Origin of the sequence: Candidatus Sodalis sp. SoCistrobi (assembly GCF_900143145.1) — a bacterium.
Classification (GTDB): domain Bacteria; phylum Pseudomonadota; class Gammaproteobacteria; order Enterobacterales; family Enterobacteriaceae; genus SoCistrobi.
In genome coordinates this window covers 1-17,841 of the sequence record NZ_FRDB01000031.1, presented here as the reverse complement: position 1 = coordinate 17,841, position 17,841 = coordinate 1, and the positions used below count along the sequence as shown (strand labels likewise).

18 protein-coding genes and 2 pseudogenes are annotated in these 17,841 nt (G+C 55.9%); all 20 read right to left on the bottom strand.

Annotated features, from left to right (window positions below):
• On the bottom strand, positions 1–170 hold a 170-nt coding region (locus CINSTRO3249_RS03815), incomplete at its 3' end, for an IS1 family transposase (RefSeq protein WP_143146886.1).
• Between the two features lie 36 nt (positions 171–206).
• The gene (locus tag CINSTRO3249_RS03810; RefSeq protein WP_125933111.1) at positions 207–386 is read right to left on the bottom strand and encodes a hypothetical protein; all 180 of its coding nucleotides are present in this window, start codon (positions 384–386) and stop codon (positions 207–209) included.
• 34 nt (positions 387–420) lie between these two features.
• A complete protein-coding gene (locus tag CINSTRO3249_RS03805; protein WP_074012260.1) occupies positions 421–1,347 on the bottom strand; it encodes an aspartyl protease family protein in 927 nt (308 codons plus the stop codon).
• 406 nt (positions 1,348–1,753) lie between these two features.
• On the bottom strand, positions 1,754–3,586 hold the full coding sequence (gene glmS / locus CINSTRO3249_RS03800) for a glutamine--fructose-6-phosphate transaminase (isomerizing) (protein WP_074012259.1): 1,833 nt from the start codon (positions 3,584–3,586) through the stop codon (positions 1,754–1,756).
• Positions 3,587–3,734: 148 nt separating this feature from the next.
• Positions 3,735–5,111 (bottom strand): bifunctional UDP-N-acetylglucosamine diphosphorylase/glucosamine-1-phosphate N-acetyltransferase GlmU, encoded by a 1,377-nt coding sequence (gene glmU, locus CINSTRO3249_RS03795; RefSeq protein WP_074012258.1) that lies wholly within the window; start codon positions 5,109–5,111, stop codon positions 3,735–3,737.
• A 283-nt stretch (positions 5,112–5,394) separates the two neighbouring features.
• On the bottom strand, positions 5,395–5,817 hold the full coding sequence (locus CINSTRO3249_RS03790; protein ID WP_074012257.1) for a F0F1 ATP synthase subunit epsilon: 423 nt from the start codon (positions 5,815–5,817) through the stop codon (positions 5,395–5,397).
• A 20-nt stretch (positions 5,818–5,837) separates the two neighbouring features.
• On the bottom strand, positions 5,838–7,220 hold the full coding sequence (gene atpD, locus CINSTRO3249_RS03785; RefSeq protein WP_074012256.1) for a F0F1 ATP synthase subunit beta: 1,383 nt from the start codon (positions 7,218–7,220) through the stop codon (positions 5,838–5,840).
• A 26-nt stretch (positions 7,221–7,246) separates the two neighbouring features.
• Entirely contained in the window at positions 7,247–8,110 is an 864-nt protein-coding gene (gene atpG, locus CINSTRO3249_RS03780; RefSeq protein WP_025420281.1) for a F0F1 ATP synthase subunit gamma, read from the bottom strand.
• Between the two features lie 50 nt (positions 8,111–8,160).
• Positions 8,161–9,702 carry a F0F1 ATP synthase subunit alpha gene (gene atpA, locus CINSTRO3249_RS03775; protein ID WP_074012255.1) on the bottom strand — a complete coding sequence of 514 codons (1,542 nt, stop codon included), beginning with the start codon at positions 9,700–9,702 and terminating at the stop codon, positions 8,161–8,163.
• A 12-nt stretch (positions 9,703–9,714) separates the two neighbouring features.
• On the bottom strand, positions 9,715–10,248 hold the full coding sequence (atpH, locus tag CINSTRO3249_RS03770) for a F0F1 ATP synthase subunit delta (RefSeq protein ID WP_074012254.1): 534 nt from the start codon (positions 10,246–10,248) through the stop codon (positions 9,715–9,717).
• Positions 10,249–10,262: 14 nt separating this feature from the next.
• The gene (gene atpF, locus CINSTRO3249_RS03765; RefSeq protein ID WP_074012253.1) at positions 10,263–10,745 is read right to left on the bottom strand and encodes a F0F1 ATP synthase subunit B; all 483 of its coding nucleotides are present in this window, start codon (positions 10,743–10,745) and stop codon (positions 10,263–10,265) included.
• A gap of 57 nt (positions 10,746–10,802) precedes the next feature.
• The gene (atpE, locus tag CINSTRO3249_RS03760; RefSeq protein ID WP_000429386.1) at positions 10,803–11,042 is read right to left on the bottom strand and encodes a F0F1 ATP synthase subunit C; all 240 of its coding nucleotides are present in this window, start codon (positions 11,040–11,042) and stop codon (positions 10,803–10,805) included.
• A gap of 50 nt (positions 11,043–11,092) precedes the next feature.
• Positions 11,093–11,911 carry a F0F1 ATP synthase subunit A gene (gene atpB, locus CINSTRO3249_RS03755; RefSeq protein ID WP_074012252.1) on the bottom strand — a complete coding sequence of 273 codons (819 nt, stop codon included), beginning with the start codon at positions 11,909–11,911 and terminating at the stop codon, positions 11,093–11,095.
• A gap of 8 nt (positions 11,912–11,919) precedes the next feature.
• Positions 11,920–12,300, bottom strand: coding sequence for a F0F1 ATP synthase subunit I (gene atpI, locus CINSTRO3249_RS03750; protein ID WP_074012251.1), 381 nt, complete (start codon positions 12,298–12,300; stop codon positions 11,920–11,922).
• A 115-nt stretch (positions 12,301–12,415) separates the two neighbouring features.
• Complete coding sequence (locus tag CINSTRO3249_RS17095) at positions 12,416–12,604, bottom strand: hypothetical protein (protein ID WP_074012250.1); 189 nt, start codon at positions 12,602–12,604, stop codon at positions 12,416–12,418.
• Positions 12,605–12,935: 331 nt separating this feature from the next.
• Positions 12,936–13,556, bottom strand: coding sequence for a 16S rRNA (guanine(527)-N(7))-methyltransferase RsmG (gene rsmG, locus CINSTRO3249_RS03740; RefSeq protein ID WP_074012249.1), 621 nt, complete (start codon positions 13,554–13,556; stop codon positions 12,936–12,938).
• Between the two features lie 17 nt (positions 13,557–13,573).
• The gene (gene mnmG / locus CINSTRO3249_RS03735; RefSeq protein WP_074012248.1) at positions 13,574–15,463 is read right to left on the bottom strand and encodes a tRNA uridine-5-carboxymethylaminomethyl(34) synthesis enzyme MnmG; all 1,890 of its coding nucleotides are present in this window, start codon (positions 15,461–15,463) and stop codon (positions 13,574–13,576) included.
• 367 nt (positions 15,464–15,830) lie between these two features.
• A pseudogene (locus tag CINSTRO3249_RS03730) lies at positions 15,831–16,188 on the bottom strand (flavodoxin domain-containing protein).
• Between the two features lie 89 nt (positions 16,189–16,277).
• Positions 16,278–16,466 (bottom strand): annotated as a pseudogene (locus CINSTRO3249_RS03725) (Lrp/AsnC ligand binding domain-containing protein); the annotation flags it as partial.
• Between the two features lie 15 nt (positions 16,467–16,481).
• Positions 16,482–17,841: flagellar biosynthesis protein FlhF (locus tag CINSTRO3249_RS03720; RefSeq protein WP_254304262.1), on the bottom strand; the 1,360-nt coding region annotated here is incomplete at its 5' end.

The following is a 17,841-nucleotide window of genomic DNA, read 5'->3' as shown; positions in this document are numbered from 1 at the left end:
TCAACGATCTGCTCTTTAACTCCCGGCTTTCGCGCTTCATAGCGGTAGGTAAGCTGGAATACACGGTGACAGCACTGACACCGGAAGCGTTCGCGCTTAGTTGGACTAAGGCCATGTCGATAAATTTCATCTGAATGGCAGCGAGGACAATGAACAGAAACTGTAACCACGTGGAAACCTCAAATAGAGGCAGAATATCACAAAAGTCAACTATTTGAAGGCATTACCAACGGGCGGATATCGCTAATCGCTTCCGGCGTGACCGCGCGGCCATTGACTTCTCGCAGCAGGTCGCCATTTTGCAGACCGTAGCGAGCCAGGTCCTGCGGTTGATTATAGAAAATTTCCACCCGCTGCTGATGGAAGCGAATACCGATATTACGCAACGGCGCTTTATCATTACGCGTGAATTGGCGGGCGTTATAGCAAAACAACATTTGGTCCGGGACAAACCAGATAGTTGTCAAAACGGCTGAAGAAATCCATACCCAAGTTGTACATGTCGTTTTTATTGCCGCTGATTTTCATGCGACCTACCGGCATACCGTTAAAGGTCAGACCGTCTATCAAATAGTCATTATCGTGGCCCAGTCCGCTGGCGGTGGCGCTGGGAGATTGCCGGTAGCTTGTGGTGACATTGCGATACTGCTTTTTCATTCTGTCGATCAGATCTTCGCTGACGAAACTTTGTACCGCGCCGGTATCGACCACCATACTGATGGTGTAAGCTTTGTAATCCAGCGTCAATACCGGCGAGCGGCCGAATTGGTCTTCATAAGGCAGGCATTGCTGATACCCCATCAGCGACGGAGAATGGCGCCAGGCGGTTAGCCTGTGGCTGTGGTTGTCTACCGCCCAGCTCAGCTGTCGGAACACCTCCACGCCCAGAACGCCATCCACCTTTTCCCCCAACGACTGGCTGAAAATGTCCAGATCAATCGCCAGCCAGGGGTTGGCGCCCGGGAGCGTATAGTTGCCAAGCCTTATCGGCAGCGAACGCCAAAGCGTGACCTGGTCGGCACTCAGCTTCCCTTGGGTGCTGCCGATGCCGTTGGCCATGATAGTGCGAAAGATTGAGGGAACTTCATCCGGCGTCGCGGGTCGGGTAAGGGTTGGCGCCAGCCGTTTATCAATTACCGTATAGCTGGCGCCGGTATCCAGCACAAACCGGTAGGTGTTGCCGGCTATAGTCACCGGCACCACCATGTGCAGCAGATGAACCGGTTCGTTTAAGACGGGCGGATTTTCCCCGGCCGCCGGCGCCGCAAGGGTCGGCGCACAGGGCATGACGGCCAGCAACACGGTCAAACTGGCCCCTAAAGGGCGAAAAGCGTAACGGCTATCCATGGTATGACGTCCTCCGGCAGGTCAATAGGTCGCGGCCCCGCGGGCATTACCGGCAGCCGCGCCCTTTGACAACAATGGCGTGATAATACCGTAAAACTTACCGCTCGGGATCCGCAAAAAATACCGTCGAACGAGGGCGCCAGACTCTCTGCGCCCGAGGAGGTCCGGCACCGTCCCAAGGCGCTATTGCGTCGCTGGCACCGTCCGCATCGCCGCAGGCGCCCCAAGTCAGAGGTGCAGCGGCATCGCGGCGCAGACGTCGCTAGGGTGTTTTCGCCCAAAAGGGGCAAAGCGAGGAGCACAGGCGGCGATCATCCCGCACGAGGCGGCGTTGATAGTCCCCGTGACCTTGATGACAGCGGGCGCCGCCGGCACGCTATCACCGACGACGCCGCAGGGGATAACCTTATTCTACCGTTACCGATTTAGCCAGGTTACGCGGCTGATCGACGTCAGTCCCTTTAATCAGGGCGATATGATAGGCCAGCAGCTGCAGGGGTACGGTGTAGAAAATAGGCGCCACAATTTGCTCTACGTGCGGCAAGGGGATAATTTTCATATTCTCGCTGGCGGTGAAACCGGCATCTTGCTCCGCGAACACATACAGTAAACCGCCCCGGGCCCGCACTTCCTCGATATTGGATTTAAGCTTTTCCAACAGTTCGTTGTTCGGTGCGATGACAATGACCGGCATATCGGCGTCAATCAGCGCCAGCGGCCCGTGCTTGAGTTCTCCGGCGGCATAAGCTTCCGCGTGGATATAAGAGATTTCTTTTAGCTTCAGCGCCCCTTCCATAGCGATAGGATAAAGATCGCCGCGCCCCAGGAACAGCGCATGGTGTTTATCGGAGAAACCTTCAGCCAGGGTTTCAATGGGCTCATCCAGCGACAGCATCTGCTCAATCCGGCTGGGTAGCGCTTGCAGAGCATGAACGATGTCCTCCTCCACCTGTTTTTCCATACCACGCAGGCGACCAATGCGGGCCACCAACATCAACAGCACCGTCAACTGCGTGGTAAACGCTTTGGTGGAAGCGACGCCGATTTCGGTACCGGCCCGGGTCATTAGCGCCATATCCGATTCGCGCACTAGCGAGGAGCCGGCAACATTACAGATGGCCAGCGAACCGAGATAGCCCAGCGTTTTGGTCAGCCGCAGCGCCGCCAGCGTATCAGCGGTTTCGCCGGATTGGGACAGGGTAATCAGCAGGCTGCCCGGGCGCACCGCGGGTTTGCGATAGCGGAATTCGGAGGCGATTTCCACATCACAGGGTACGCCAGCCAGCGCCTCGAACCAGTAACGGGATACCATGGCGGAATGATATGACGTGCCGCAGGCAATAATTTGCACGTGCTGCACCTGGCTTAGTAACGCATTGGCGCCCTCGCCCAGCTCCGACAGCGTTATCTCACCGTGGCTGAAGCGGCCTTCCAGGGTATTTTTGACAGCCTGCGGCTGTTCAAAAATTTCCTTTTGCATATAGTGGCGGAACTGCCCTTTATCCCCGGCATCGTATTTTACCTGGGATTCGATTTCCGGGCGCACCACAATCTGGCCCGCCTTATCCCATACCTGCACGGTACGACGGGTGATTTCGGCAATATCGCCTTCTTCGAGGTACATAAAGCGGCGGGTAACGGGCAGCAAGGCCAATTGATCGGAGGCCAGGAAATTCTCGCCGACGCCGAGGCCAATGACCAGCGGACTGCCGGAACGTGCCGCGACCAGCACGTTGGGATCGCGGCTATCCATGATGACCGTTCCGTAAGCGCCGCGCAGCGCGCCAACCACCCGCTGCATTACCTCGACCAGGGCGCCGTTCTGCTGGCGCTGCTCCCAATGCACCAGATGCGCGATCACTTCGGTATCGGTTTGGGTAACAAAGGTGTAACCACGTGCGCGCAGTTGCTCGCGCAGCGGTTCATGGTTTTCGATGATGCCGTTATGGACGACCACGATATGACCGGAGACGTGGGGATGCGCGTTGTTTTCCGTCGGCTCGCCGTGGGTCGCCCAGCGGGTATGGGCAATGCCGGTGCCGCCGGACAGAGGATGCGCCTGGGCCGCTTCGGTCAGGGCGCTCACTTTCCCCACGCGGCGCAGGCGTTGCAGATGACCGTCTTTATCCACCACCGCCAGCCCGGCGGAATCATACCCACGGTACTCAAGACGACGTAATCCTTCCAACAGGATCTCGGCAATATCACGCTGCGCAACCGCGCCTACTATTCCACACATCTCGGTTATTCCTGATTGAACGGCGGCAGTCGCCGTTATGAGCTAGCACAAAATCCGGCCGGTGCGGCGCCGCAACACGCCGCGGATTTTGCCGGCCGCGATAACCTCAGGCGGCGGGCAAAACCGCCCGCAGGGGGCGGCCGCATCCTCATTTTTTCTTCACCGGTCGCGTCCAGTTGGCAAGGGGAAACTGACGTATCCGGCTGATAATCATTTCACCCTCGGCCACATCGCGCGTCACGGTGGTACCGGCGCCGATGGTGGCGCCGCGGCCGATGGTCACCGGCGCCACCAGCTGACTGTCGGAGCCGACAAAAACATCGTCGCCGATGAGGGTCTTGTGCTTGTTGGCGCCATCATAATTGCAGGTAATGGTGCCGGCACCGATATTGACCTGAGCGCCAATCTCGGCGTCCCCCAGATAGCTCAGATGGCCGGCTTTTGAGCCTTTGCCCAGACGGGCCTGTTTCATCTCGACGAAATTCCCCACGTGTGCGTCTTCCTCCAGCTCGCTGCCGGGGCGCAGGCGGGCAAAGGGGCCGAGAGTACTGCGCGCCGCCACGCGCGCGTCTTCCATCACGGTATAAGGGCTAATGATCACATCATCACCGATGACCACATTCTTCAGGACGCAGCCGGTGCCGATAATCACCCGGTCGCCCAGCGTGACCTGCCCTTCGAGAATGACATTGGTATCAATGGATACATCCTGGCCGTGGCGCAGTTCGCCGCGCAAATCGAAACGGTCAGGATCGGACAACATCACGCCGGCCAGCAGCAGGCGCTCCGCCTGCTCCCGCTGCAAGAGCCGCTCCAGCCGCGCAAGCTGCAGCCTGTTGTTCACGCCTTCGACCTCTGTCGGCCGGGCGGGCTGCACCGTATTGATTTTACGGCCTTCATGCCAGGCCATGGCGATGATGTCGGTCAAATAGAACTCGCCCTGCGCGTTCTGGTTGGTTAACTGCCCCAACCAGCGTTTGATATCCTCGCCGCCGGCGACCAGAATGCCGGTGTTGATTTCCTTAATTTGCCGCTGTTGCTCGCTGGCATCTTTCTGCTCGACGATACCGGCCACCTCACCGTTAAGACGCACGATACGGCCATAGCCCTCAGGATTGTCGAGCGTCACCGTAAGCAGGCCGATCCCCCCCTGCGGACGCGCCGCCAGCAGGCGCTGCAATGTGTCGGGAGAGATAAGCGGCACATCGCCGTACAGGATCAAGACATCTTCTTCATCGCGCAGGCAGGTCAGCGTCTGCTGGACGGCATGACCGGTGCCGCGCTGTTCGGCCTGCAGCACCCAATTCAAAGGCGCATCCTGCCGGGCAAGCCGTTCACGCAGCAGCTCGCCGCCGTGACCGTAGACCAGGTGAATGCGCGCCGCGCCCAGCTGCGTGGCGGCATCGATAACGTGTTGCACCATGGCTTTGCCGGCAAGGGGATGCAGCACTTTCGGCAAGGCGGAAAACATACGACTTCCCTTGCCCGCGGCAAGGACAACCACGCTTAATGCTCGATTCGACATAACCATCCTGTGGAACCTTTTTAATCAGACGAAAGTAAACCCGTTCGCGTGCGGGATTACTACATATTTTGGCATGAAAAACACTTTACAGGGCGTAGCCGCCCGGCGCTAAGGCTATTTGTCACGTTTGTGTTGCCAGAAAGGAAAATGACGCTGCACTTGACGTTTTTTTCAGCACTACAGGGGCGAAATCCCCTTGGCGGACCTCACTTTGGCCGGCCACTTAATTAAAGGCAAAAAAAAAGCCGGTCATCATGACCGGCCTCTTAATATACGCTCTTGATTACATCGCTTTTTTGGTCAATTCGATGACCCGCAGCTTCGCCAGCGCTTTGGAGAGCTCGGCAGAGGCCTGGGCATAATCAATATCACCGTGGGAGTTATTGATATGCTCTTCCGCTTTACGCTTGGACTCCATTGCTCTCGCTTCGTCAAGATCCTCGCCACGAATGGCGGTATCGGCCAGTACGGTAACCGTACTGGGCTGCACTTCGAGCACGCCACCGGACAGGTAGATATACTCTTCGTTGCCGTGCTCTTTAACGATACGCACCATACCGGGCTTAATGGCGGTGAGCAGCGGTGCGTGGCCGGGGAAAATCCCCAGTTCGCCTTCGCTGCCCGTCACCTGGATTTTTTCAACCAGCCCGGAAAACATCTGTTTTTCGGCGCTGACCACATCCAGATGGTAAGTTTTTGCAGCCATATAACCCTCCTCTCAAGGCGTTACAGTTTCTTGCCTTTTTCCACGGCTTCGTCGATGGAACCCACCATGTAGAACGCCTGTTCCGGCAGATGATCGTATTCGCCGTCCATGATGCCTTTAAAGCCACGGATCGTGTCTTTCAGCGACACATACTTGCCGGGCGAGCCGGTGAAAACTTCCGCCACGAAGAACGGCTGGGACAAGAAGCGCTGGATCTTACGCGCGCGCGATACCACCAGCTTGTCATCTTCGGACAGCTCGTCCATCCCGAGGATAGCGATGATGTCTTTCAGTTCCTGATAGCGCTGCAGGATGGACTGCACGCCGCGGGCCACATCATAATGCTCCTGACCTACCACTGACGGATCCAACTGACGGCTGGTGGAGTCGAGCGGGTCAACCGCCGGGTAAATACCCAGCGAGGCGATTTGACGGCTCAGAACCACGGTCGCGTCAAGGTGGGCGAAGGTGGTCGCCGGCGACGGGTCGGTCAAGTCATCCGCGGGGACGTATACCGCCTGCACCGAGGTAATAGACCCGGTTTTGGTGGAAGTGATACGTTCCTGCAACACGCCCATTTCTTCCGCCAGCGTCGGCTGGTAGCCTACCGCGGACGGCATACGGCCCAGCAGCGCAGACACTTCGGTCCCGGCCAGGGTGTAACGGTAGATGTTGTCGATGAACAGCAGAACGTCACGGCCTTCATCACGGAATTTCTCCGCCATGGTCAGACCGGTCAGCGCCACGCGCAGACGGTTACCCGGCGGCTCGTTCATCTGACCATACACCAACGACACTTTATCGATAACGTTGGAATCGGTCATTTCATGATAGAAGTCGTTACCTTCACGGGTACGTTCACCCACGCCGGCGAACACGGAATACCCCGAGTGTTCGATAGCGATGTTGCGGATGAGCTCCATCATGTTAACGGTCTTGCCCACGCCGGCGCCGCCGAACAGGCCGACTTTACCGCCCTTGGCGAACGGACACATCAGGTCGATAACCTTGATACCGGTTTCCAGCAAATCCTGGGAACTGGCCAGCTCTTCATAGCTCGGCGCCGGACGGAGAATGGACCAACGCTCTTCCTCGCCGATATCGCCTTTCATGTCGACCGGCTCGCCCAGCACGTTCATGATGCGGCCCAGGGTAGCTTTACCCACCGGCACTTCGATAGCGCGTTCGAGATCGTTCACCTTCAGGCCGCGACGCAGACCATCGGAGGAGCCCATCGCGATGCAGCGGACGACGCCGCCGCCCAGCTGTTGTTCTACTTCCAGCACCAGTTTCGCGGCGCCGTTTTCCACTTCAAGCGCGTTGTACACCTTGGGTACGGCGTCTTGCGGGAACTCGACGTCGACCACGGCGCCGATAACCTGGATAACATTTCCAGTAGCCATCTTGAATCCTCTACGTAATTCGTAACCTAAACCGCGGCGGCTCCCGAGACGATTTCGGTGAGTTCCTGAGTGATGCTGGTCTGTCGAGCCTTATTGTAAACAAGTTGCAGCTCTTTAATCAGGCTGCCGCCGTTGTCCGTTGCGGCTTTCATCGCTACCATACGCGCGGCCTGTTCGCTGGCCAGGTTTTCAACGACGCCCTGATAAACCTGCGATTCCACATAACGACGCAGCAGGGTATCCAGCAGCGTTTTGGGATCGGGTTCATACAAATAATCCCAGGATTTGGTCTTCAAATCCGCTTCTTCCGCAGGCGGCAGAGGCAGGATTTGCAGAATCTGCGGCACCTGAGACATGGTATTGACAAATTTGTTGCTGACAATATAGAGCTTGTCCAGGCGTCCTTCGTCATAGGCCTGCAGCATGACTTTTACCGGCCCAATCAATTCAGACAGCGTGGGGTTGTCCCCCATGCCCGTCACCTGAGCAACCACTTTGCTTCCGACCGAATTGAAGAAAGACACCGCCTTGGAGCCAATCAGCGCCAGTTCGGTTTCCACGCCTTTCCCGTTCCACTCTTTCATGTCCGCCAGCAGCTTTTTGAACAGATTAATGTTCAGGCCGCCCGCCAGACCGCGGTCGGTTGCCACCACCAGGTAACCCACGCGCTTCACATCGCGCTCGTCCAGGTAGGGGTGTTTGTACTCCAGATTTCCCAGTGCAAGGTGACCAATCACTTTGCGCATCGTTTCTGCATAAGGACGGCTGGACGCCATGCGTTCCTGAGTTTTACGCATTTTGGAGGCGGCGACCATTTCCATCGCTTTGGTGATCTTTTGCGTATTCTGGACGCTTGCAATCTTACTACGTATCTCTTTTGCGCCGGCCATTTCTGCTTCTCCTCATTGCTTTATGGCCTGCTCACGCAGGCCATAGCGCGTTACCAGGACTGGGTTGCCTTGAAGGTATCGAGAATGCCTTTCAGCTTGCCTTCGATATCATCGTTATAAGCGCCGGTCTGGTTGATTTGTTGCATCAATTCGCCCTGCTCGCGGTCCACGTAGGCCATCAGCGCGGCTTCAAAATCACCGATTTTCGCCAGCTCGACATCTTCCAGATAGCCGCGCTCCGCCGCAAACAGCACCAGCGACTGCTGGGCCACCGACATCGGCGCATACTGTTTCTGCTTCAGCAGCTCGGTCACTTTCTGACCGTGGTTCAGCTGCTTGCGGGTCGCGTCATCCAGATCGGAGGCGAACTGGGAGAAGGCGGCCAATTCACGGTACTGCGCCAGCGCGGTACGGATACCGCCGGACAGTTTCTTCATGATCTTGGTCTGGGCGGCGCCGCCGACGCGGGATACCGAGATCCCCGGGTTAACCGCGGGACGGATACCGGCGTTGAACAGGTTCGATTCCAGGAAGATCTGACCGTCGGTGATGGAAATCACGTTGGTCGGAACGAACGCGGAAACGTCACCGGCCTGGGTTTCGATGATAGGCAGCGCGGTTAACGAACCGGTTTTGCCCTTCACTTCGCCCTGGGTGAACTTCTCAACGTATTCCGCGTTGACGCGGGAGGCGCGCTCCAGTAAACGGGAATGCAGGTAGAATACGTCGCCAGGATAGGCTTCACGGCCGGGCGGACGACGGAGCAGCAGGGAGATTTGGCGATACGCCACAGCCTGCTTGGAGAGATCATCATAAATGATCAGCGCGTCTTCACCGCGATCGCGGAAGTATTCGCCCATGGCGCAACCGGCATAGGGCGCCAGATACTGCAGCGCGGCGGATTCGGATGCGGTGGCGACCACAACGATCGTGTTCGCCAGCGCACCGTGCTCTTCCAGCTTACGCACCACGTTGGCGATAGTGGACGCTTTCTGGCCGATGGCGACATAGATACAGGTGATGCCGCTGTCGCGCTGGTTGATGATGGCATCGATGGCCAGCGCCGATTTACCGGTCTGACGGTCGCCGATGATAAGCTCACGCTGACCGCGGCCGATAGGAATCATGGCGTCGACGGATTTATAACCGGTCTGTACCGGTTCATCGACCGACTGACGCTCGATAACGCCCGGCGCAATCGCTTCAACGGCGGAAAAGCCGTCGTGCTCCAGCGGGCCTTTACCGTCGATAGGCGCACCCAGGGTGTTCACCACGCGGCCAAGCAGGCCGCGACCGACCGGCACTTCGAGAATACGGCCGGTGCATTTGACTTTCATGCCTTCGGCCAGATCGGCATACGGCCCCATGACCACGGCGCCGACGGAGTCGCGCTCCAGGTTCAGGGCGATGGCGAAACGGTTGCCGGGCAGCGCGATCATTTCACCCTGCATCACTTCGGCCAAGCCGTGTACGCGGATGATCCCGTCGCTGACGGAAACGATAGTACCTTCATTGTGAGCTTCGCTCACTACATTGAACTGAGCAATGCGCTGCTTGATCAGTTCGCTGATTTCGGTGGAATTCAGTTGCATGCTCCAGTCCCCTTAAGACTGCAAGACGTCTGCCAGGCGCTCCAGACGACCGCGTACGCTGCCGTCTATCACCATATCGCCCGCGCGAATAACGACGCCGGCCACGACAGACTTATCAATTTTGCAATTCAGCTTAACTTTGCGTGACAGACGTTGTTCCATCGCGGCGCTGATTTTTGCCAGTTGTTCTTCTTTCAACGTGCTGGCGGAAATAACGTCCACTTCCACCGTCGCCTCCTGCGCCGCGCGCAAAAGGATGAACTGCTCCAGCACATCCGGCAAAACCGTCAGACGCCCGTATTCCGCCATCACCCGTATCAGGTTCTGGCCGGCGGCATCAAGCTCCTCGCCACAGACCGCGATAAACGTCTCCGCCAGCTTCTCGGGCGCAACCGCGCCTGATAACAATTCGGCGATCCGCTCATTGCGGCTCACCTCGGCACAGAACGTCAGCATCGCCTGCCAGTGCGCCACAGCCTGGTGCTCGACGGCAAAGTCAAAAGCCGCTTTGGCGTAGGGGCGAGCTACAGTTACCAGTTCAGACATCGGCCCCTCCCTCCTTACAGTTCAGCGACAATTTTATCGACGATGTCGCTGTTGGCAGCTTCATCCACGGAACGTTCGATGATCTTCTCGGCACCCGCCAAAGCCAGCATAGCGACCTGCTTGCGCAATTCTTCGCGTGCACGCTTGCGTTCGGCGTCAATTTCCGCCTGCGCCTGCGCCAGAATTTTGTTGCGCTCCGCTTCCGCTTCGGCTTTGGCTTCGGCTTTGGCTTCATCAACCACTTGCGCTTTACGCTTGTTGGCCTGTTCGATGATTGCCTGGGCTTCCACCTTCGCTTGCTTCAAATGATCGGTTGCTTCGGCCTGGGCGATGTCCAGATCTTTTTTGGCGCGTTCCGCGGAAGCCAGACCGTCAGCAATTTCTTTCTGACGCTTCTCGATGGCGGCCATCAACGGCGGCCACACATACTTCATGCAGAACAGCACAAACAGGACAAACGCGATGGCCTGGCCGAGGATTGTTGCGTTAAGATTCACAGCACAATGCCTCTTGTAAAGTTAACGGTTCGATGTTGGTTAGCTTGGCGTTTAACACTACGCTACGGCGAACATCACGTACAGGCCCAGGCCCACGGCGATCATGGGGATGGCGTCAACCAGACCCATAACGATAAAGAACTGCGTGCGCAGCAGAGGGATCAGATCAGGCTGACGCGCGGCGCCTTCCAAAAATTTACCACCCAGGATGCCGATACCGATCGCAGCACCGATTGCCGCCAGACCCATCATCACAGCGGCAGCCATGTACAGCAGATCCATATTCAGGTTTTCCATGACAGTCTCCAGTTTGTTTCAGTTAAACGCAGTATTAAAGTGAATAAAAATCAATGTTCTTCAGATGCCATCGCGAGATAGACAATCGTCAGGACCATGAAGATAAAGGCTTGCAGCGTAATAATCAGGATGTGGAAAATGGCCCAGGGCACATTCAGAATCCACTGCGACCACCACGGTAACAGACCGGCAATCAGGATGAAGATCAACTCACCTGCATACATGTTGCCAAACAACCGAAGGCCCAGCGAAACAGGTTTAGACAGCAGGCTGACGCCTTCGAGAATCAGGTTGACGGGAATGAAAATCGGATGATTGAACGGCTGCAGGGTCAGTTCTTTAAAGAAGCCGCCGATCCCCTTCATCATCACGCTGTAGTACAGGATGAGAATAAATACGCCCAGCGCCATCGACAGCGTGATATTGACGTCAGCCGAGGGAACCACACGCAGCGCCGGCAGGCCCAGCACGTGCTCGCCAAGGTAAGGCAGCAGATCGATGGGCAGCAGATCCATCAGGTTCATCAGGAATACCCAGACGAAGATGGTCAGCGCCAGCGGGGCGATTAGCTTGCTTTTGCCGTGAAACATGTCCCGAACGCTGCCATCGACAAAGCCCACCACCAGCTCGACGAAGGTCTGCATTTTGCCGGGTACGCCGCTGGTCGCCCCTTTGGCGACGCGGCCGAAGATCAGCAGGAAAAGCGCGCCGAGCAGCAGCGAGAAGAACATGGAATCAATGTTCAGAACCCAGAAAGACGACGCCGTGTGGGGATTAACCAGTTCAAAGGTACGCAGGTCCAGCTGAAGGTTGTTCAGGTGGTGGCCTATGTATTCCTGTGGAGTAGAGATTTCTCCTGATGCAGACATGATGCCTCTTACCCTTTGTTGTTAATTACGGCCGGTGCCAATATCTGCACAATCAGCACCGATAAATAGGTCAGGCCCAATGGGACAAACGCGGCCTTGAACATACCAAGCGCGACGACCAGCAAGGCGATGGTCGCCGCCATTTTCAGCCCCTCGCCGATAGCGAACGACCAGGCAATGCGACCCGGGGCTGGGGCCTGCGCCTGATGACGGCATGCGTACAGCATGAACGCGACATTGGGCAACCAGGCGGCCAATCCGCCCCCCGCGGCGGATGCGGCGGCGCGAGGGCTTTGCAGAGCGAACAGAACGCTGAACAGCACCAAAGTCATCAACTGGGCAAACAGTAGCTTTCCAGCGACTTTACCGCTGTAAAGGGCTAAGGTCATGACTTTGAGACTCTCCCTACCCGCTCAACTCCGGCTGAGTGTGTATAAAACTGCCTTTGCCGCGATCAGTCAAGCGGTGAAAAACGTGCAAATTATACGGGTCAGTACTACGAATTCAATCGATAAGTAGCGAAAAGGTGAACAATAATTTAAAGATTGCCGTTTTCTTGGTTTTTACCGCAAAAGCGCGGGAATCATAACATGCAAAACTTTCCAACGCTTCACCAATTATCGCCTGTAAAACTGTGCACAAGATCACATCACGGCGCATATTAAATCCCCGCTGATGCGTTAATTTAGCCAATACTTAAAATGCCTGTTGAATTAAAAATGTTAATGTACAGTCACTTAGATATTTTAGCGACCCAGGTCGCTTCTATTTTCGTCTGCACATCGCCGCGCTTGCGTCGTGCAGGTTTATATTGGCGTGCGGTTTAGTAATGTGGGCGTAATTTTTGATTACATATATTTATCGCGGTTACTATTAGTACGGATGCTATTTAGCGGCGGGATGCAATTGCTAATAAAATGTAAAGCGCAGGTAAATGAGTCTCGGCAGGGGTAAATTACCGCCGGCGGCTTTATGAATAAAATGCGCGGCGGTTCTATTCGCCTTTTTGTTGACGAAAAACAAATTACTGTGCCGCAAGCACCACGATATGCCGTTCGCCTTCCAGGCCCGGCACCCGAAGTCCGATCACCGATTCAACCCGAAAACCCGCCGGCAGTGCATTCAGCTCAGCCTCGGAGATCTGGCCTTTAAGCGCGTAAAACCGCCCTTCTTCTTTATGCGGCAGCGCCGCACACCAGGTCAGCATGTCGCCCAGCGAGGCAAAAGCGCGGCTTATTACGCCGTCAAAGCCCGCAGACGGCGTGAAGCTCTCCACCCGGCTCTGCACCGCCGTGACATTGTCGAGGTCTAGTTCATGCTGTACCTGGCGTAAAAAGCGTATGCGCTTGCCCAGACTGTCCAGCAGGGTGAAATGCGCCTCGGGCCGCACGATAGCCAGCGGAATGCCCGGCAAGCCCGGACCGGTGCCGACATCGATGAAACGTTCACCACGCAAGTGCGGATTCACCACGATGCTGTCCATGATATGGCGAACAAGCATCTGTTCAGGGGAGCGCACCGACGTCAGGTTGTAAGCCTTGTTCCATTTATGCAGCAGCGCCACATACCCCAGCAGTTTATCCTTTTGCGCCGTGGTCAGCGCCATATCCGCCTGCGCCAGCAGGGCCTCCAGTGTCTTGAGCATCTATGCTTTCCGTAGTATCAGGCGCTGCGGCGCAGCAGCCCCTGTTTTTTCAGCCAGACCAGCAAAATAGAAATCGCCGCCGGCGTGACGCCGGAAATGCGTGACGCCTGACCGATAGAATGGGGTTTATGATCGTTGAGCTTGGCGATCACCTCGTTGGATAGCCCCGACACGGCGCTAAAATCCATCGTCGCCGGCAGCAAGGTATGTTCATTGCGCATCTGGCGCGCAATCTCCTCCTGCTGACGGGCGATGTAGCCCTGGTATTTGATCTGGATTTCGACCTGCTCTGCCGCCTGGCTGTCGGCCAGCGCAGGGCCAAAACGTTCCAGGCGGGTCAGGCGCGCGTAATCCATCTCCGGGCGGCGCAGCAGTTCTTCGCCATTGGCTTCGCGCGTCAGCGGCGCTTTGAGCAGCGGGTTAAGCTGCTCGACGCCGTCGCTGCCGGGGTGTACCCAAATATCGCGCAGGCGCTGACGCTCGCGCTCAATATGCTCCTGCTTGGCGCAAAAACGCGCCCAGCGCACGTCATCCACCATTCCCAGCTGCCGGCCAGTTTCCGTCAGGCGAAGATCGGCGTTGTCTTCCCGCAGCAGCAGTCGGTATTCGGCGCGCGAGGTAAACATGCGGTAGGGCTCTTTGGTGCCCAACGTACATAAATCATCCACCAGCACGCCGAGATAGGCCTGATCACGTCGCGGCGACCAGCCGTCTTTCCCCGTGGCCAGTCGGGCCGCGTTCAGACCGGCGAGCATGCCCTGGGCGGCGGCCTCTTCATAGCCGGTAGTACCGTTGATTTGACCGGCGAAAAACAGCCCTTCAATCAATTTGCTTTCCAGCGTCAGCTTAAGATCGCGCGGATCAAAGAAGTCATATTCAATCGCATAGCCGGGCCGCACAATACGCGCGTTCTCAAGCCCCTGCATGGAATGGACGATTTTCATCTGCACGTCGAACGGCAGGCTGGTCGAGATGCCGTTAGGATAAATTTCGTTGCTGGTCAGCCCTTCCGGCTCAAGAAAGATTTGATGGGCATCGCGATCGGCAAAGCGCATCACTTTATCTTCAATCGACGGACAATAACGCGGCCCGACGCCTTCAATAATGCCGGCGTACATGGGACTGCGGTCCAGGTTCTGGCGGATGACCTCATGGGTCTTCTCATTGGTATAGGTGATATAACAGGGGATCTGCCGCGGATGCTGATCCGCCGAGCCCAGGAACGAGAAAACGGGCAGCGGATCATCGCCGTGCTGTGTCGCCAGCTGTGAGAAGTCGATACTGCGGGCATCAATACGCGGTGGCGTACCGGTTTTTAAACGGTTAACCCGAAAAGGGAGCTCGCGCAGGCGGCGCGACAGGGAAACCGAAGGCGGATCGCCCGCCCGGCCGCCGCTATAATGATCCATGCCGATATGGATCTTGCCATCGAGGAAGGTTCCCACGGTTAGCACGACGGCGCGGGCACGAAATTTCAGCCCCATTTGAGTGACGGCGCCGACTACTTTGTCGCCTTCCACGATCAGATCCTCAACCGCCTGCTGGAAGATCATCAGATTAGGCTGGTTCTCCAGCGCGCCACGCACCGCTTGCCGGTAGAGTACGCGATCCGCCTGTGCGCGGGTGGCCCTGACCGCAGGGCCTTTACTGGCGTTTAGTATCCTGAACTGGATGCCGGCCTGGTCGATAGCCTGCGCCATCAGGCCGCCCATGGCGTCGATTTCCTTGACCAAATGCCCCTTGCCGATACCGCCGATCGCCGGGTTACAGGACATTTGTCCAAGCGTATCAATGTTATGCGTCAGCAGCAGGGTTTGGCATCCCATCCGTGCCGACGCCATTGCCGCTTCCGTACCGGCATGGCCGCCACCAATAATGATGACGTCAAAGTGATCGGGATAAAACATGGTTAAAACACCTCACGTGAAAGCGAAGGATCGTCAAGGGGCTCGGGGAAGAGGATTCTACTCAAGTTTAAGCGGGATACAAGCCCGGAAGATCCGCGGGTAATTAAAGAAAGATCTTTTTATTTAAAGATCCCTTATTATGTCTACTACTAGGATCGAGATCCTCTGTGGATAAGCCGTTTTTGATCAACCGATACAAGGCATTATCGATCCACTGAGCCTGTGAATGATCGGTGATCCCCGCCGGTATAAGCTGGGATCATCTTCCGTGCTTATCCACAGGGTGTCGCAGTGAAAAAGGTTATACATTGGATAACTACCGGTTATCAGCCGCTTTTAACCGGAGTTATACACAAAAAAAGTGATGTTAGCGTGCTTTTATTTGCGTGATCCACTCCGCCACCCAGACTTCCGCCGGATCCTCCGGGATTTCATGCTGGGTAATGTCGATCTTCAGCACGTCGCCGATCCGTTTAGCGCCGAAGGTAACCGCGGATAGCGAAGGCGTTTGCGCCTTTAACTCTTCCAGCAGCGGCTGGAGATTCTCCGGCAGTTCGCCTGCGCCGTGGGTCGAGGTGACCACCTTCGGTGCTCAACTCCGCCAGTTCGGCACCGTGCAGAATGTCGGTGCTTAAACCCTGCTGTTCCAGGATGCCGGCGACATGCTCGGCAACATATTCGGCGCTACCCAGGGTGCTGCCGCTAATGATGGTTACGTCGGCCATAATTGTCCCGTCAAATAATTGAGCCGGTATTGTACGCTGTGTACCGGCTGGGATCTACCTGTGGATAATTGTGGGTATTGTCAGCGCCGTTAAGGCACGATGGTACGGCTGATGGGGTTTTGCAGCGAGATCAGCGTCTCGGTGGATTGGATTTCGTCGATAGTCTGGATCTTGTTGATAAGTACCTGCTGCAGGGCGTCGATGGAGCGGCACATCACCTTGATGAAGATACTGTAATGACCGGTGGTGTAATAGGCTTCCACCACCTCTTCCAGCGCATAGGTATCTACACATCAGGGAGGAGGCTTAAGAGCAACTCTCGCTAAATGAGTAAGTTCTTCCAGACTATATTCCGATAATAATTTTAGTGTATTCAACAAGATGGATAGGCCAGCGAGCAGAGCAGGAGCGCTCTCTCTGCGGCCTCGCTTTTGCTGTCGTCCTGACAAGCGACATATCAGCTGGCGGGCTGCCGCATTTTCTTCTCCTTCAGCGCGTTGCAGCCGCCATACCAGAACAGCAGCCATACTGGCTATTAACAACCTGCGTAGTACGGCTGGCGCGCTGCGCTGAAGCCATGTTTCTACGTCATGTCCGGCACCTTTCAGCAACTTAAAAAATGATTCAATATTCCAGCGCCAGTAATACCAACGAGCTACTTCCTCGCAGGTGATCTCGCTGCAAACGTTTGTAAGCAGCGTCCAGCGTCCCACCACATTACCGAGATCATCCGTAAGCCGAACAACAACCAATCTGACCGTCAGAGGCTCTCCAGGTTGGATTTTTATGCGGCGGCCGGTTTCTTTATCTTTACGCTTCTGCTGCGCAGCTCGGGTTATGACTATCGAGGTTTCACTGATTTCCATATCAGCTTTTTTCCCTTTCCAGTCTACCTGTCCGCATCCGTTGTATGGCAGAAGAGCAGCAATCTCACCAATTTTCAATGAATTACCTTGCCACTCTGCACCATGTCCTTCTTTTCCTCGGATAAGCCAGCATATTCCTTGAGTACTCAACGTCCGCATATGTCCAATAGAGTCACCCTCTCTATCAATTATATGAATCAGCTTTTTACCTATATTAAGCGATTCCACACGGGCAATATCGGTCGTCAAGGCGTCCATATGTGTCTGCCGTTCGGACAGTCCTTCCGCCAACGTTGAATGACAACCGGTTGCATCGGTAAGTGTCTGAGATAGAGGCGCTATTGGCAAACCCGTGCCAGCATCAACCAGCAAGCTGCTTTGAAGTTCATATCCAACATCGCCACCGTGCGTCATTTTTAAGCGTCCGTATTTGGCATGATGGTAAAGAAATTGTAAACGTGACCAATCATGAACAACGAGAGCGTATGGATGCGGGCTAAGCGAAATTTGCTCAAGTGCTAGCGAAATAATTGGCTCATTGAGTTGACTGAAGCTAATTCGCTTATTATTCAGAAAACGCCAGACAGCTTGGGTAGTTGCGAAAGTTGATTTTTGAGCACTTGCGAGGTCTTTAACCGCAGAAGCAAGAAGAGCCGCGGGCGTCATATGCTGTTTAACCAGCGTCTGATATCGGCGGGTAAGGCGAGAGTCAATCCCGCCAACAGATAGGTTGAAATCATTCTGCAAAGTAATAACAGGTATCACGATAAATGTGTAGATACCTATG

Bases quoted from the DNA above. Each gene is read 5' to 3' on its own strand.
- glmS (WP_074012259.1), bottom strand. From the start codon at position 3,586: ATGTGTGGAATAGTAGGCGCGGTTGCGCAGCGTGATATTGCCGAGATC.
- atpH (WP_074012254.1), bottom strand. From the start codon at position 10,248: ATGTCTGAACTGGTAACTGTAGCTCGCCCCTACGCCAAAGCGGCTTTT.
- atpB (WP_074012252.1), bottom strand. From the start codon at position 11,911: ATGTCTGCATCAGGAGAAATCTCTACTCCACAGGAATACATAGGCCAC.
- rsmG (WP_074012249.1), bottom strand. From the start codon at position 13,556: ATGCTCAAGACACTGGAGGCCCTGCTGGCGCAGGCGGATATGGCGCTG.
- atpI (WP_074012251.1), bottom strand. From the start codon at position 12,300: ATGACCTTAGCCCTTTACAGCGGTAAAGTCGCTGGAAAGCTACTGTTT.
- atpD (WP_074012256.1), bottom strand. From the start codon at position 7,220: ATGGCTACTGGAAATGTTATCCAGGTTATCGGCGCCGTGGTCGACGTC.
- CINSTRO3249_RS03805 (WP_074012260.1), bottom strand. From the start codon at position 1,347: ATGGATAGCCGTTACGCTTTTCGCCCTTTAGGGGCCAGTTTGACCGTG.
- glmU (WP_074012258.1), bottom strand. From the start codon at position 5,111: ATGTCGAATCGAGCATTAAGCGTGGTTGTCCTTGCCGCGGGCAAGGGA.
- atpE (WP_000429386.1), bottom strand. From the start codon at position 11,042: ATGGAAAACCTGAATATGGATCTGCTGTACATGGCTGCCGCTGTGATG.
- CINSTRO3249_RS03790 (WP_074012257.1), bottom strand. From the start codon at position 5,817: ATGGCTGCAAAAACTTACCATCTGGATGTGGTCAGCGCCGAAAAACAG.
- atpA (WP_074012255.1), bottom strand. From the start codon at position 9,702: ATGCAACTGAATTCCACCGAAATCAGCGAACTGATCAAGCAGCGCATT.
- atpG (WP_025420281.1), bottom strand. From the start codon at position 8,110: ATGGCCGGCGCAAAAGAGATACGTAGTAAGATTGCAAGCGTCCAGAAT.
- mnmG (WP_074012248.1), bottom strand. From the start codon at position 15,463: ATGTTTTATCCCGATCACTTTGACGTCATCATTATTGGTGGCGGCCAT.